The 15,134-nt window shown below is 73.9% G+C and carries 16 protein-coding genes; all 16 read left to right on the plus strand.

Annotated features, from left to right (window positions below):
* Positions 1-339: 339 nt before the first annotated feature.
* The 16 genes from rpsD (at position 340) to AC6CH6_RS04890 (ending at position 15,131) form a co-directional block, all read left to right on the plus strand.
* On the plus strand, positions 340-972 hold the full coding sequence (rpsD, locus tag AC6CH6_RS04815) for a 30S ribosomal protein S4 (RefSeq protein ID WP_017832285.1): 633 nt from the start codon (positions 340-342) through the stop codon (positions 970-972).
* 193 nt (positions 973-1,165) lie between these two features.
* Positions 1,166-1,594 carry a DUF948 domain-containing protein gene (locus AC6CH6_RS04820; RefSeq protein ID WP_498254239.1) on the plus strand — a complete coding sequence of 143 codons (429 nt, stop codon included), beginning with the start codon at positions 1,166-1,168 and terminating at the stop codon, positions 1,592-1,594.
* The gene (locus AC6CH6_RS04825) at positions 1,591-1,962 is read left to right on the plus strand and encodes a hypothetical protein (protein ID WP_498254240.1); all 372 of its coding nucleotides are present in this window, start codon (positions 1,591-1,593) and stop codon (positions 1,960-1,962) included. Before AC6CH6_RS04820 ends, AC6CH6_RS04825 begins: the two co-directional genes overlap by 4 nt.
* Positions 1,962-4,658 carry an alanine--tRNA ligase gene (gene alaS / locus AC6CH6_RS04830; RefSeq protein ID WP_498254241.1) on the plus strand — a complete coding sequence of 899 codons (2,697 nt, stop codon included), beginning with the start codon at positions 1,962-1,964 and terminating at the stop codon, positions 4,656-4,658. The genes AC6CH6_RS04825 and alaS overlap by 1 nt, the downstream gene beginning before the upstream one ends.
* The gene (gene ruvX, locus AC6CH6_RS04835; RefSeq protein ID WP_498254242.1) at positions 4,655-5,341 is read left to right on the plus strand and encodes a Holliday junction resolvase RuvX; all 687 of its coding nucleotides are present in this window, start codon (positions 4,655-4,657) and stop codon (positions 5,339-5,341) included. Before alaS ends, ruvX begins: the two co-directional genes overlap by 4 nt.
* A complete protein-coding gene (locus AC6CH6_RS04840) occupies positions 5,338-6,561 on the plus strand; it encodes an endolytic transglycosylase MltG (RefSeq protein ID WP_368795948.1) in 1,224 nt (407 codons plus the stop codon). Before ruvX ends, AC6CH6_RS04840 begins: the two co-directional genes overlap by 4 nt.
* Complete coding sequence (locus tag AC6CH6_RS04845; RefSeq protein ID WP_498254243.1) at positions 6,552-7,445, plus strand: shikimate dehydrogenase; 894 nt, start codon at positions 6,552-6,554, stop codon at positions 7,443-7,445. Before AC6CH6_RS04840 ends, AC6CH6_RS04845 begins: the two co-directional genes overlap by 10 nt.
* A 63-nt stretch (positions 7,446-7,508) precedes the next feature.
* Positions 7,509-8,837, plus strand: a complete 1,329-nt coding sequence (aroC, locus tag AC6CH6_RS04850) for a chorismate synthase (RefSeq protein ID WP_498254244.1) — start codon at positions 7,509-7,511, stop codon at positions 8,835-8,837.
* A complete protein-coding gene (locus AC6CH6_RS04855; protein WP_017832293.1) occupies positions 8,834-9,445 on the plus strand; it encodes a shikimate kinase in 612 nt (203 codons plus the stop codon). Before aroC ends, AC6CH6_RS04855 begins: the two co-directional genes overlap by 4 nt.
* The gene (gene aroB, locus AC6CH6_RS04860) at positions 9,442-10,557 is read left to right on the plus strand and encodes a 3-dehydroquinate synthase (protein ID WP_498254245.1); all 1,116 of its coding nucleotides are present in this window, start codon (positions 9,442-9,444) and stop codon (positions 10,555-10,557) included. The genes AC6CH6_RS04855 and aroB overlap by 4 nt, the downstream gene beginning before the upstream one ends.
* 76 nt (positions 10,558-10,633) lie before the next feature.
* Positions 10,634-11,197, plus strand: a complete 564-nt coding sequence (gene efp, locus AC6CH6_RS04865) for an elongation factor P (RefSeq protein ID WP_133410212.1) — start codon at positions 10,634-10,636, stop codon at positions 11,195-11,197.
* Complete coding sequence (gene nusB, locus AC6CH6_RS04870; protein ID WP_031282389.1) at positions 11,194-11,604, plus strand: transcription antitermination factor NusB; 411 nt, start codon at positions 11,194-11,196, stop codon at positions 11,602-11,604. The genes efp and nusB overlap by 4 nt, the downstream gene beginning before the upstream one ends.
* Positions 11,605-11,674: 70 nt before the next feature.
* The gene (locus AC6CH6_RS04875; protein WP_498254246.1) at positions 11,675-12,607 is read left to right on the plus strand and encodes an ABC transporter ATP-binding protein; all 933 of its coding nucleotides are present in this window, start codon (positions 11,675-11,677) and stop codon (positions 12,605-12,607) included.
* Entirely contained in the window at positions 12,597-13,385 is a 789-nt protein-coding gene (locus AC6CH6_RS04880; RefSeq protein WP_498254247.1) for an ABC transporter permease, read from the plus strand. Before AC6CH6_RS04875 ends, AC6CH6_RS04880 begins: the two co-directional genes overlap by 11 nt.
* Before the next feature lie 127 nt (positions 13,386-13,512).
* A complete protein-coding gene (pyrR, locus tag AC6CH6_RS04885) occupies positions 13,513-14,136 on the plus strand; it encodes a bifunctional pyr operon transcriptional regulator/uracil phosphoribosyltransferase PyrR (protein WP_498254248.1) in 624 nt (207 codons plus the stop codon).
* Positions 14,133-15,131 (plus strand): aspartate carbamoyltransferase catalytic subunit, encoded by a 999-nt coding sequence (locus tag AC6CH6_RS04890; protein ID WP_498254249.1) that lies wholly within the window; start codon positions 14,133-14,135, stop codon positions 15,129-15,131. Before pyrR ends, AC6CH6_RS04890 begins: the two co-directional genes overlap by 4 nt.
* Positions 15,132-15,134: the final 3 nt, after the last annotated feature.

Here is a 15,134-nt window from a genome sequence, read left to right on the forward strand (position 1 = left end):
CCGGAGCGTCGTCCGGGACTCCCGGGCGGCGCTCCGGCGCGCCGGGACCGGGACGGGGGCCGGCCCGGTCCCGGCGCGAGCACCCCGGGGCGCGCCACGGCCCCGCACACGCTATAGTGGGACGTCGGCCGGCAAGGCCCGTGCTCCCGCACGCCCGGCGCACCGCCTCAACCACGGTGCGCGGCGCGCGGCCACGGCGCTTGCAGGACAGGAGGATTGCGGCTGATCCTCACCTCTCCGGCGGGACCGATCCCGTCCTCGGAGGCCGGACCGAACAGAACACGCTCCCCCCGCACCGCCCGCCGGACGGGGGAGGGCACCGCATTGTGAAAGGTAAACGTGGCTAACAACACGCGTGCGCGCCGCCAGGTGCGCAAGTCCCGCGCCCTCGGGATCGCCCTGACCCCGAAGGCCGAGAAGTACTTCGAGCGCCGTCCCTACGGCCCCGGTGAGCACGGCCGTGCCCGCCGGAAGGCCGACTCGGACTACGCCGTCCGGCTGCGCGAGAAGCAGCGTCTCCGGGCGCAGTACAACATCCGCGAGAAGCAGATGCACATCGCCTACGTCGAGGCCAAGCGCCAGGAGGGGCAGACCGGTGAGAACCTGGTCGCCCTGCTGGAGTCCCGCCTGGACGCCCTGGTCCTGCGCTCCGGCTTCGCCCGGACCATGGCCCAGGCCCGCCAGATGGTCGTGCACCGCCACATCCTGGTGGACGGCGAGCGGGTGGACCGCCCCTCCTACCAGGTCAAGGAGGGTCAGCTGATCCACGTGCACGCCAAGTCGGAGAAGATGGTGCCCTTCCAGGTCGCCGCCGCCGGCGCGCACCAGGCCGTGCTGCCCGACACCCCGGGCTACCTCGACGTGCAGATCGAGAAGCTGCAGGCCAAGCTGGTCCGCAAGCCCAAGCGCGCCGAGGTCCCCGTGACCTGCGAGGAGCAGCTCGTGGTGGAGTACTACGCCCGCATGGCCTGATCCTGCGGGCTCCTGCCACCGGGACACCCCGAGGGCAGGGCCTTCCCTGCGGAGAGCCCGCGGCGCCTGCGCCGCGGGCTCTTCCGTTCGGTACAGTTGATCCCCGGGCACCGCGCCGGTGCCCGTCCCCGCACGCCCGGGCGGTCCCGCCGCCCCGGCCCCCCGACCCGACCAGCAAGGAGCGCGCCGCCCCATGACCGGTGGAGAAATCGCAGGACTGCTCGCCGCGGGGGTGTTCGCCGTGCTGGTGCTCCTGCTCGCGGTGCCGATCCTCAAGCTCGGCAAGGTCTTCGACGAGCTGCGGCTGACGATCCGCTCGCTCAACAACGAGACCGTCCCCCTCATCGACGAGGTCACCCGCACCGTCTCGACCACCAACTCGCAGCTCGAGAAGGTGGACGGGATCACGACCAACGTCTCCGACGCCTCCGCGAACGTCTCCGCGCTGTCCTCCCTGGTGGCCTCCACCGTGGGCCAGCCGCTGATCAAGGTCGCCGCGTTCTCGCACGGCGTCCGCCGGGCGTTCACGGGCGACACCGCCCCGCACGGCTCCCACCGGGCCGACCGCTTCGGGGACGCCGACGAGCAGGTCCCCGGCGCCCCGGGGGAGGACCGGCCATGAGCTTCTGGGGCAGGCTCGCCCTCGTGGCCGCCGGCGGCGTGCTCGGCGCCGCCGCCACCCGCCTCGCCCGGTCACCCGGCCAGGACCTCTCCGTGCCGGGCGGCACCGGCGCCGCGCGCGCCCCCCGCCCCGGGGACTGGCGCTCCCGGCTCTACCGCTTCGCCGCCACCGTGCGCGCGGGCATGGACGAGCGCGAGGCCGAGCTGCGCGAGTCCTTCGGCGTCGCCGCCCCCCGGCCGCAGGACGGCCGTCTCGCCGCCGGCCGCACCGCCCCGCCGGTGCTCGACGGCACCGCCGCCCCCGGCGCGGCCGGGGCCGCGGCGGAGCCCACCGACCCCTCGACCGAACGCGAAGGAAAGCACCGGTAATGCTCTCTCAGGAAATCACCAAGCGCTGGCTGGACTACTTCGAAGGCCAGGGCCACACCGTGGTGCCCTCCGCCTCGCTGATCTCCTCCCAGCCGGGTGCCATGTTCACGATCGCGGGCATGGTCCCGTTCATCCCGTACTTCCTCGGCCAGGAGACCGCCCCCTACCGGCGCGCCACGTCCATCCAGAAGTGCATCCGCACCCTCGACATCGACGAGGTGGGCAAGACCGCCCGGCACGGCACGTTCTTCCAGATGGCCGGCAACTTCTCCTTCGGCGACTACTTCAAGGAGCGGGCCATCCCCATGGCGTGGGAGCTGCTCACCAGCCCGCTCGAGAAGGGCGGCTTCGGCCTGGACCCGGACCGGCTGTGGGTGACCGTCTACGAGGGCGACGAGGAGTCCTACACGCTCTGGAAGGACACCGTGGGGGTGCCCGCCGAGCGGATCCAGCGGCTGGGCCGGGACGAGAACTACTGGGACACCGGCCAGCCCGGCCCCGCGGGCCCCGACTCCGAGATCTTCTACGACCGCGGCCCCCGGTACGGCCGGGAGGGCGGGCCGGCCGTCGACGACGACCGGTACATCGAGATCTGGAACCTCGTCTTCATGCAGTACCAGCGCGGTGAGGGCTCGGGCAAGGACTACGAGATCCTGGGCGACCTCCCCGAGCAGAACATCGACACCGGCCTCGGCGTCGAGCGCCTGGCCATGCTGCTCCAGGGCGTCGAGAACTTCTACGAGACCGACCAGGTCCGCCCCGTGCTGGACAGGGCGTCCGAGCTGTCGGGGAAGCGGTACCACGGCTCCGAGAAGCCGGGGGAGGAGGGCTACGACGACGACGTGCGGATGCGCGTGGTCGCCGACCACGTCCGCTCCTCGCTGATGCTCATCGCGGACGGCGTGAGCCCGTCCAACGAGGGCCGCGGGTACATCCTGCGCCGCCTGCTGCGCCGCGCGATCCGCGCGATGCGCCTGATGGGCGTCACCGAGCCCTGCCTGCCCGTGCTGCTGCCCGCCTCCCGGGACGCGATGCGCGGCGTCTACCCCTACGTGGCCGAGGACTTCGAGCGGATCTCCCGGATCGCCTACGCCGAGGAGCGGGCGTTCCTGAAGACCATCGAGTCCGGGACCACCCGGCTCAACGAGGCGGTGACAGGCGCCCGGCGCCAGGGCCAGGCCGTCTCCGGCGCGGAGGCCTTCGCCCTGCACGACACCTACGGCTTCCCCATCGACCTGACCCTCGAGATGGCCGCGGAGGCCGGGGTCGCGGTCGACGAGACGGCGTTCCGCGGTCTCATGGAGGAGCAGCGCCACCGCGCGCAGCAGGACGCCCGCGCCAAGAAGGGCGCCCACGCCGACCTCTCGGTGTTCCGCCGGCTCGTCGACGAGGGCGGCTCGGTGTTCACCGGCTACACCCGGCTCGGCCACGAGACCGTGCTGCGCGCCCTGCTGCAGGACGGCGTGACCGTCCCCGCAGCCTCGGCCGGGGAGCACGTCGAGGTCGTCCTCGACGAGACGCCGTTCTACGCCGAGGCCGGCGGCCAGGCCGCCGACCGGGGCACCATCAGCGGCGACGGCTTCGTGCTCGAGGTCACCGACGTCCAGCAGCCCGTGAAGGGGCTGTCCGTGCACCAGGCGGTCGTGCGCGAGGGCGAGGCCCTCTCCGGGGCAACGGTGCTCGCCCAGGTGGACGTCGCCCGGCGGCGCGCCGCCGAGGCCGCCCACACCGGCACCCACATCGTCCACGCGGCCCTGCACGACATCCTCGGCCCCGAGGCCGTCCAGCGCGGCTCCTTCAACAAGGAGGGGTACCTGCGCTTCGACTTCGCGTGGGGCGAGGGGCTCGCCGAGGCCCAGCGCCAGGAGATCGAGGAGGTCTCCAACGCGGCGATCCACGCCAACCACGAGGTCGTCACGCAGGAGATGGCCCTCGACGAGGCCAAGGCCATGGGCGCCATGTCCCTGTTCGGCGAGAAGTACGGGGACCGGGTGCGCGTGGTCGAGCTCAACGGACCCTGGTCCCGGGAGCTGTGCGGCGGCACGCACGTGGGCGGCACCGCCCAGATCGGCTCGCTCACCCTGCTCACCGAGCAGTCCGTGGGCTCGGGCAACCGCCGTGTCGAGGCGCTCGTGGGCCTGGACTCGTTCCGCCACCTCGCGGCCGAGCGGACCCTCGTGCACCAGCTCACCGGCATGCTCAAGGTGCAGTCCTCCGCGGAGCTGCCCGAGCGCCTGGCGGGCACGCTCGAGAAGCTGAAGTCGGCCGAGAAGGAGCTCGCGGTCCTGCGCCGGGAGAAGCTCCAGGCGCAGGCCGGCTCCCTGCTCGACGGGGTGCGGGAGGTCGGCGCCGTGAAGGTCCTGACCCACGACATGGGCGAGGTCTCCGGGGCCGATGACGTCCGCTCGCTCGCCCTCGACCTGCGCGGCCGGATGACGGCGGAGCCGTTCGTCGTCGCCGTCACGGGCACGGCCAAGGGCCGTCCCCTGGTCCTCGTGGCGACCACCGAGGGCGCCCGCGCGGCCGGGGTGCAGGCCGGCCGGCTCGTGCGCACGGCCGCCAAGGTCCTCGGCGGCGGCGGCGGCGGCAAGGACGACATCGCCCAGGGCGGCGGGCAGGACCCGGCCCGGACGGGGGACGCCCTGGACGCGGTGCTGGCCGACATCGCCCGGGCGACGGGCGGCGCCGCCGCGTGAGCGACGCCTACGCCCGGGGACGGCGGATGGGGGTCGACGTCGGCCTCGTCCGCGTCGGGGTCGCCCTGTGCGACCCCGACGGCATCCTCGCCACGCCGCTCACCACGCTGCGGCGCGACCCCCGGAAGGGCTTCGACGTGAAGCTGCTGGCCGGTCTGGTCCAGGAGCACGACGTCGTCGCCGTCTACGTGGGGCTGCCCCGCAGCCTCGACGGCGGGGAGAACGCCTCGACCGCGATGGCGCGCGACTACGCGGAGGCCCTCGTGCGGCGGCTGCGCGTGAAGGGCCGCGACGTGCCGGTGCGGCTGGTCGACGAGCGCCTCAGCACCGTGGACGCCCACCGGGCGCTGCTGGAGGCCGGGGTCGCCCGCCGCGACCACATGGACAAGGTCGACCAGGTGGCCGCGGCCACCATCCTGCAGAGCGCCGTGGACCGGGCCAGGGCGACCGGGGCGGAGCCCGGCGCGCCGGTGGACCCGCCGGTCCCCGGCGCCGTGGAACCCGCCGTCCCGCATAATGGGGGTGACCGCGACGGGCAGGGTCCCGCCGCGGCGCACCGCGGGGAGTCGTCCACCGGAGCCGGGAACACGGCCGAGGACACCGCCGAGGACACCGCCGGAGCGCCCGACCGGGCGCGGACGGCACCGTTGACGACCACCGATCCGGACGGAGAGCATTCGTGAGCGACGATCCGTACGACCAGTCGGCGCCCCGCCGACCCGAGGCGCCCCGGGAGTCGTCCGGCGGCGGTCTGGGCAGCCTCCTGGACGCCCCGTCCTCGCGGGAGCCCTCCACGGGCCTGCGCGGCGTCTTCGAGCACGAGGAGCTCACCCCCGAGCAGGTCAAGCGGCGCCGGCGCCGCGGCCGCGTGTCCCTGACCACGGCCATCGCCCTGTTCCTGCTCGCCGCGCTGATCACGGTGTCCGTGCTCGGCTCCACCTTCCGGTGGTTCGAGGTCCGCGACTACCGCGGCGACGGCAAGGACCCCGTGACCTTCTCCGTGGCCGACGGCGCCACCACCGGCCAGATCGCCGTGGCCCTCGAGGCGCAGGGGATCGTGGCGGACGCCGAGACGTTCGTCGAGACCTACCAGGAGGAGCACGCCGAGCAGTTCATCCAGCCGGGCGAGTACGAGCTGCGCACGGAGATGAGCTCGGAGGCCGCCGTGGACGCGCTCATGGAGGAGGACGAGGCCACCCACTACGCGGCGGTCAACCGGACCCTGCGGATGACCGACGTGTTCGGGGTCCTCAGCGAGTCCACCGGCATCCCCGTCTCCGAGTTCGAGGCGTACCGGGAGGACACGGCGACGTTCGGGATCCCGGACCGCTTCCCCACCCTCGAGGGCTGGCTGCACCCGGGCGAGTACCGGTTCCCGCTGGACGCCACGGCGGAGCAGATCCTGCAGACGATGGTGGACCGCACCCGCACGACCCTCGACGACAACGGCATCAGCGACGAGGACCAGATCTTCGAGGTGCTCACCATCGGCTCGATCATCGAGTTCGAGGTCCAGCCCGAGCACTACGACGTGGTGGCCGGCGCGATCGAGAACCGGCTCGAGAACCCCGACGGCGAGACCTCCGGGTTCATCCAGTCCGACGCGTCCGTGACCTACGGCCTCGACCGCCGCAGCTACGACTTCTCGGAGGAGGAGCGCCGCGACGAGTCCAACCGGTACAACACCTTCGCCAACCCCGGCCTGCCGGTGGGCCCCATCGGCTCCCCGGGCGACGCCGCCATCGTCGCGGCCGCCGACCCGCAGGACAACGACTACTACTTCTGGGTGACCGTGGACCTGGACACGGGCGAGACGAAGTTCGCCGAGACCTACGCGGAGCACCTGGGGTACGTGGAGGAGTACAACCAGTGGTGCAGCGAGAACGAGGGCCGGTGCGGGTGAGTCCCGCCCGCGCCGCCGTGGTGGGCCACCCCATCGGCCACTCGAGGTCCCCGGACCTGCACCGCGCCGCGTACGCGGTGCTGGGCGAGGACGTGCACTACGACGCCCACGACCTGGTCGAGGAGCAGCTCCCGCCGTTCGTCGACGCCCGCCGGTCCGACCCCGCCTGGCGCGGGCTGTCGGTGACGATGCCCCTGAAGTCGGTGGCCGCCGCGTGCGCGGACGAGCTCACGGTCCTCGGGGCGGCGGTCGGCGCGGTCAACACCCTGCTCTTCCGCCCGGACGGGACCGTGCTCGGCCACAACACCGACGTCACCGGCATCGTGGGCGCGGTGCTCGCGGCGGGCACCGTGCCGGCCGTCCCCCGGGCCGCCGTCCTCGGCGGGGGCGGCACGGCCACGGCCGCCGTCGCCGCCGCGCAGCGGCTCGGGGCCGCCTCCGTGGACGTCTTCGTGCGCTCCGCCACCCGCGCCGGGCGCGCCCTCGAGGCGGGGCGCCGGCTCGGGATCCCCGTGCACCTGCGGGCGTGGGACGAGGCGCCGGGCCTCCTGGCCGCGTACGACGTGGTCATCTCCACCCTCCCGCCGCACGGCGCGGACGAGCTGGCGGCGCAGCTGGAGGCCGCCGCCCCGACCACCACGGGCGTCCTCCTGGACGCCGCCTACGACCCGTGGCCGTCGGCGGTGGCCGCGGCCTGGTCCCGGGCCGGGGGAGCGGTGGCCCCGGGACTCGATATGCTGATCTTCCAGGCGGTGGACCAGATCCGCCTGTTCACCGGCCGCGATCCGGGCACACCCCTGCCCCGCGAGCAGGACGTGGTCGCCGCGATGTGCGCGGCCGTGGGGCGGCCCATCCTTACCGCCCCGTCCCTGCCCCGCACCTGAGACCTGTCGGCGGCCGCGCCCCGCGGGGCCCTGTCGCCGAGACCCCGAACGGAAAGAGTTGTTATGTTGCGTTGGCTCACGGCCGGCGAGTCGCACGGCGAGGCGCTCGTCGGGATCATCGAGGGCGTCCCGGCTGGGGTGAGCCTGACCAGCCAGGACGTCCGCGACGCCCTGGCCCGCCGCCGGCTCGGCTACGGGCGCGGCGCGCGGATGAAGTTCGAGCAGGACCAGGTGCGCCTGCTCGGCGGCGTGCGCCACGGCGTGACCCAGGGCGGACCGGTGGCGATCGAGATCGCCAACACCGAGTGGCCCAAGTGGCGCGAGGTGATGTCCGCGGACCCCGTGGACCCGGAGGTGCTCGCGGGCCGCGCCCGCAACGCCCCCCTGACCCGCCCCCGCCCCGGCCACGCGGACCTCACCGGCATGCAGAAGTACGGCTTCGACGAGGCGCGGCCCGTGCTCGAGCGCGCCAGCGCCCGGGAGACGGCCACGCGCGTGGCCCTCGGCGCCGTCGCCGCGAAGATCCTCGAGGCCGTGGGCGTGCAGCTCGTCTCCCACACCACGGCCGTGGGCGCCGTCAGCGCCCCGGTGGACGCCCCGCGCCCGCTGCCGGCCGACGTCCCCGGCCTCGACGCCGACCCCCTGCGCTGCTTCGACCCCGCCACGGCGGAGGCCATGGTGACGGCGGTGGACGCCGCCCACAAGGACGGGGAGACCCTCGGCGGCGTCGTCGAGGTCCTCGCCTACGGGCTGCCCCCGGGGCTCGGCTCGTACGTGCACTGGGACCGGCGGCTCGACTCGCGCCTGGCCGGGGCCCTGATGGGCATCCAGGCCATCAAGGGCGTCGAGGTCGGGGACGGCTTCCTGACCGCCGCCCGGCCCGGCTCCGAGGCCCACGACGAGATCTCCCGCGGCGCAGACGGCGTCGTGCGCCGTGTGAGCAACCGCGCCGGCGGGATCGAGGGCGGCATGTCCATCGGTGACGTCCTGCGCGTGCGCGCGGCCATGAAGCCCATCGCCACCGTGCCGAAGGCGCTGCGCACCGTCGACGTCGCCACCGGCGAGGCCGCCCGCGCCCACCACCAGCGCTCGGACGTCTGCGCCGTGCCCGCCGCCGGGGTGGTCGCCGAGGCGATGGTCGCCCTCGTGCTCGCCGACGCCGTGACGGAGAAGTTCGGCGGGGACTCGATCACCGAGACCGCCCGCAACAAGGACGCCTACCTCGCCGCGATCCCGGAGTCCCTGCACTCCGCCGGCGAGCTCGGGGCCTTCGGGGACGACGCCGCCGCGGCGCGCGACGACCACATGGGCGACCCCCTCGTGGCCCCCGCCGAGACCGGGGCCCCCGCAGATGCGGTGGCGCCCGCCGAGACCGGGGAGGCCCAGGCGTGAACGCGCAGTTCCCCGCCCCGGCCGACGCCGCCGAGACCCCGCAGCGGCCCGTGGTGCTCATCGGGCCCATGGCCGCCGGCAAGTCCTTCCTGGCCCTGCACATGTCCAAGTTCTACGGCTACGACTTCGTGGACGCCGACCAGGTCATCGTCTCCCGGTACGGCGTGATCTCGAAGATCTTCGCGGAGCACGGCGAGAAGTACTTCCGCGACCTCGAGGCGGACACCGTGGCCGAGATCCTGCGGGACCCGGACCACGCCAACGCGATCTTCTCCGTGGGCGGCGGCGCCCCCATGACCCCGTCCACCCGCGAGCTGCTGCGCCACGAGCTCGTCGCCTACCTCGAGGTGGACACCGAGACCGTGCTGCCCCGGATCAGCGGCAACCGGACCCGCCCCATGCTCCAGCCGGACCCGGAGCGACGCTGGCAGGAGCTCTACGAGTCCCGGCGCGCCTGCTACGAGGAGCTCGCCGACATCACCCTCGACGGCCGCGGCAACCGGCCCGTCGCCGAGATCGGCGCCGACCTCGAGGCGGAGCTCACCCGCCTGCGCTCCGCGCGGAGCGCCGGCGGCACCACCGACAGCACCCAGGAGGCCCAGGCATGAGCGAGTCCGCTCCCCGCACCGTCACGACCATCCCCGTCACCGGGGAGCGCCCGGCCGAGAACTACGACGTCCTCGTGGGCCACGGGCTGCTCGGCGAGGTCCCCCGCGTGCTCGGCGACCGGGTCCAGCGCGTGCTCGTCATCCACCCGCGGGCGCTGCGCAGCACCGGCGACGTGGTCATGGAGGAGCTGCGCGGTCAGGGCTACCAGGCGTTCACCGCCGAGATCCCCGACGCCGAGGAGGGCAAGCACGTCCAGGTGGCGTCCTTCTGCTGGCAGGTCCTGGGGCAGAACGACTTCACCCGTTCGGACGCGATCGTGTCCGTGGGCGGGGGAGCGGTCTCCGACCTCGCGGGGTTCGTGGCCGCCACGTGGCTGCGCGGCGTGCGCGTGGTGCACGTGCCCACCACCCTGCTCGGCATGGTCGACGCCGCCGTGGGCGGCAAGACCGGGATCAACACGGCCGAGGGCAAGAACCTCGTGGGCGCCTTCCACCCGCCCGCGGCCGTGCTGTGCGACCTCGACACCCTGCGGACGCTGCCCGAGAACGAGCTGCTCACCGGCATGGCGGAGGTCGTCAAGTGCGGCTTCATCGCCGACGAGCGGATCCTCGAGCTGATCGAGGCCCACCCGGAGGCGGTGCGCGACTCGCAGTCCGAGGTGGTCCGCGAGCTCGTGGAGCGCAGCATCCGGGTCAAGGCCGAGATCGTCTCCGGCGACCTGCGCGAGGCGGGCCGCCGGGAGATGCTCAACTACGGGCACACGCTCGGCCACGCGATCGAGCACAACGAGCGCTACCAGTGGCGCCACGGCGCCGCGGTCTCGGTGGGGCTGGTCTTCGCCGCCGAGCTCGCCCGCACCGCCGGGAACCTGGCCGACGACGTCGTCGAGCGCCACCGCAGCATCCTCGCCTCCCTCGGCCTGCCGACCGCGTACCGGTGGGACCAGTGGCCGCGGCTGCTGGAGGTCATGAAGCGGGACAAGAAGACGCGCGGGAACCTGCTGCGCTTCGTCGTCCTCGACGCCGTCGGCCGGCCCCGCGTGCTCGAGGTCCCCGACCCCGCGATCCTCTTCGCGAGCTACCAGGAGATCGCCGAGGACGCGCCCAGCTAGACTGGTCCGCGGTCCGGGACGACACCCCCTGTCCGCGCCGACCTGCCGACTTCGCAGACAACCAGAGAGAGAACCTGTGGCTACGACCAACGACATCAAGAACGGCACCGTCCTGAAGCTGGAGGGCAACCTCTGGAACGTGATCGAGTTCCAGCACGTGAAGCCGGGCAAGGGCGGGGCGTTCGTGCGCACCAAGATGCGCAACATCACCTCCGGCAAGGTCGTCGACAAGACCTTCAACGCCGGCGCCAAGATCGAGACCGCCACGGTGGACCGCAGCGAGTACCAGTACCTGTACCAGGACGGCGCCGACTACGTCTTCATGGACAACAAGACCTACGACCAGATCACCGTCCCCGGTGAGGTGGTGGGCGACGCCGCCAACTTCATGCTCGAGAACCTCAACGCGACCATCGCGCTGCACGAGGGGGCCCCGCTCTACATCGAGCTGCCCGCGTCCGTGGTCCTCGAGATCACCTACACCGAGCCGGGCCTGCAGGGCGACCGCTCCACCGGCGGCACCAAGCCCGCCACCGTGGAGACCGGCTACCAGATCCAGGTGCCGCTGTTCCTCGAGCAGGGCACCAAGGTCAAGGTCGACACCCGCACGGGTGACTACCTGGGCCGCGTCAACGAGTGAGCGCCCGGGGCAAGGCGCGCCGGCGCGCCGTGGAGATCCTCTTCGAGGCCGAGCAGCGTTCCGAGGACGCCCGCGAGGTCATGGAGCGGCGCCGGATGCACAGCGACTCGCAGGTCTCCCCGTACGCAGAGGAGCTCGTGCTCGGCGTCACGATGCGCCGCGGTGAGCTCGACGAGTACCTCGAGACGTACTCCCAGGGCTGGACCCTCGAGCGGATGCCCGCGGTGGACCGCAACGTGCTGCGCGTGGGGGCCTGGGAGCTGCTGTTCAACGACGACGTCCCGGACGGGGTCGCCGTGGCCGAGGCCGTGAGCCTCGCCAAGGAGCTCGCGGGCGACGACTCCCCGCGCTTCGTCAACGGCCTGCTGGGCCGGCTGCAGCAGATGAAGCCGACCCTGCTCGGCTGACGGGGCCGCCGGACCCCGCCCGGGGAGCTACCATTCCGGGACCACGACCGTGCGTCCCGGGGAGGTCCGCATGACAGCTCCCGCGCTGCGCCTGCAGGGCGTCTCGAAGCACTACGGGACCGTGCGCGCGGTCGACCGCGTCACCCTCGAGGTCCGCCCGGGGGAGGTCTACGCGCTGCTGGGCCTCAACGGCGCCGGCAAGACCACCGTCATGCGGACGGTCCTCGGCATGGTCCGGCCCTCGGCCGGGACCGTCACGGTCCTCGGCCGCGGGCGCGGCGACCGGTCGGTCTGGGCGGAGGTCGGCTACCTCGTGGAGACCGCCTCCGCCTACCCGGAGCTGACCGTGCGCGAGAACCTGGAGGTCGCCCGCCGGCTGCGCCGGCTGCGGTCGACGAGCGCGGTGCAGGACGCCGTGGAGCTCTTCGGGCTGGGCGAGCACGCCGACCGCCGCGCCCGCGTCCTGTCCCGGGGCAACCTGCAGCGCCTGGCCCTGGCCCGGGCCGTGCTGCACCGCCCGTCCCTGCTGGTCCTGGACGAGCCCGTCAACGGACTGGACCCGGCCGGCGTCGTCGAGGTCCGCACCCTGCTCGAACGCCTCGCCCGCGAGCACGGCACCGCCGTGCTGCTCTCCAGCCACATCCTGGGCGAGGTCGCCCGCCTCGCCACCCGGATCGGCGTCCTGCACCGGGGCGGACTGCTCGACGAGTTCGCCACGGCCGCCCTGCCCGACCGGGTCCGCCGCCACCTGGAGCTCAGCACCCGCGACGACGCCCGGGCGGTGCGGGTCCTGGCCGCCGCCGGCTACGACGCGCACCGCGCGGGGCCCGCGGTCGTGCTCGGCGACGCCGGCGCCGCGGACCGCCCGGACGCCGTGGCCGCCGCCCTCGTCCACGGCGGCGTGCCCCCCACCGGCCTCGTGGTGGTCCGCGAGGACCTCGAGGCCTACTTCCTGCGTCTGGTGGGCGCGGAGCACCGGCGGGAGCGCCCCGGTGACCGGTGAGCCGGCGGCCGCCCTCGGGGCGGAGGCGCTGAAGCTGCGCCGCTCCCGCGTGCCCTGGGCCACCGCCGGGGCCGTGGCCCTCGCCGCCGCGGTCGGGGCGTTCTTCATGTACGTGCTCCAGGACGTCGACCGGGCCCGGGCGCTGGGGCTGCTCGGCGCCAAGGCGCAGCTCACCGGCGGCACCGCGGACTGGCCGGGGTACTTCGCGCTCACCGCGCAGACCGTCGCGGTGGGCGGGCTGATCATCTTCGGGACCGCCGCGATCTGGCTCTTCGGCCGGGAGTTCTCCGACCGGACCGCGACCGACCTGCTGGCCCTGCCCACCTCCCGCACCGCCGTGGTCCTGGCCAAGCTGCTGCTGCTGCTCGCCTGGTGCGCGGCGCTCACCGTGCTCCTCCTCGTGCTCGTGCTCGCCCTCGGCGCGGCCCTGGGACTGCCCGGCTGGTCGGCCGGCGTCGCCCTGCGCGGGGCCGCCGGTGTCCTCGGCACCGGGCTGCTCACGGCGGGCCTGGCGGCGTCCTACGGGCTGGCCGCGAGCGTGGGCCGTGGCTACCTGCCCGCTGTGGCGGTCCTTTTCCTCACCGTCCTCGTGGCCCAGGTGCTCGCCGCGGTCGGCCACGGCGCGTGGTTCCCCTGGGCCGTGCCCGCCCTGCTCGCCGGGACGGCCGGCCCGGACGCCGCCGCCGGTCCGGGCGGCGTCCTGGGCGTCGCGCTCGTCGCCCTCGGCTCCGCCGCGGCCACCGCCGCCTGGTGGGAGCGGGCCGACCACAGCGCCTAGCCCGGGCCGGGTCGCCGGGGGAGGCGGGCGTCACACCGGGCCCGGGGCGTCAGGGCCGCTGTGCTAGTTTGGGGCGAGCAAGCAACCTTTAAGTCCGTCCTGTGAGGCGGGGAAGGAGGCGGCACCCATGAACGACGACACCTCCGCGGCCGGTCCCTCGACGGGACCCGCGACCGCGCGCGTCATCCTCTCGGCAGCCGACATCGACCGCGCCCTGACGCGCATCGCCCACGAGATCCTCGAGGCCAACAGGGGCAGCTCGGACCTCGTCCTGCTCGGCATCCCGCGCCGCGGCTATCCGCTGGCCCAGCGGATCGCCGCCAAGATCGCCGCCTCCGACACCGGCTTCGACGCCGCCGCGAGCCTCGGCCAGCTCGACGTCACGATGTTCCGCGACGACCTGCGCAAGAACCCCGCCCGCGCCCCCCAGCCGACCCGCATCCCCGTGCAGGGCATCGACGGGCGCACCGTGGTCCTCGTCGACGACGTCCTGTACTCCGGGCGCACCGTGCGCGCCGCCCTCGACGCCCTCGTGGACGTCGGGCGGCCCCGCGTGGTCCGCCTCGCCGTGCTCGTGGACCGCGGCCACCGGGAGCTGCCCATCCGCGCCGACCACGTGGGCAAGAACCTGCCCACCTCCTCCCAGGAGAAGGTCCGGGTCCGGCTGGCCGAGACCGACCCGGAGCCCCGCACGGCGGAGAACGCCGACTGCGTGGTCATCGAGACCACCGTGCCGGGAACCGGCGCATGAGGCACCTGCTGTCCACGAAGGACCTCTCCTACGACGCCGCCCTGACGTTCCTGGACACCGCGGACCAGATGGCCGCCGTGGGCCAGCGCTCCGTCAAGAAGCTCCCCGCGCTGCGGGGCCGCACCGTGGTCAACCTCTTCTTCGAGGACTCGACCCGCACCCGCATCTCCTTCGAGACGGCCGCCAAGCGCCTGTCCGCGGACGTCCTCAACTTCTCCGCCAAGGGCTCCTCGGTCTCGAAGGGGGAGTCCCTCAAGGACACCGCCCAGACCCTCGCGGCGATGAGCGCCGACGCCGTGGTGATCCGGCACTCGGCCTCCGGCTCCCCGCAGCAGCTCGCGGAGTCCGACTGGATCGACGCCGCGGTGGTCAACGCCGGCGACGGCACCCACGAGCACCCCACGCAGGCCCTGCTCGACGCCATGACCCTGCGCCAGCACCGTGCCCGCACCGAGGGCCGCGAGAGCACCCGCGGGCTCGACCTCGAGGGCATGCACGTGGTGATCGTCGGCGACGTCCTGCACTCCCGGGTGGCCCGCTCCGACCTGTGGCTGTTCACCACCCTGGGCGCGCGGGTCACGTTCGTGGCCCCGCCCACCCTGCTGCCCGTCGGCATCGCGGACTGGCCGTGTCGGGTGGTCTTCTCCCTCGACGACGCCCTGGACCCGGCCCCGGACGCCGTGATGATGCTGCGCGTGCAGCGGGAGCGGATGCACGCCGCCTTCTTCCCGACCGCCCAGGAGTACGCCCGGGAGTGGGGGCTGACCCCCGAGCGGGTCGCCGCCCTCGACGCCGCCGGGGCCGCCACGGCGATCATGCACCCGGGGCCCATGAACCGCGGGCTGGAGATCTCCTCCGCCGCGGCGGACTCCCCGCGCTCCACGGTCCTGGACCAGGTGCGCAACGGCGTCTCCGTGCGGATGTCGGTGCTCTACCTGCTGCTCTCCGGCGACGACCTCGACCCCACCTCCACCCCGCACCCCCAGGAGCGCTGACCT

The sequence above is a fragment of the Kocuria sp. GQ42 genome (genome assembly GCF_059758435.1).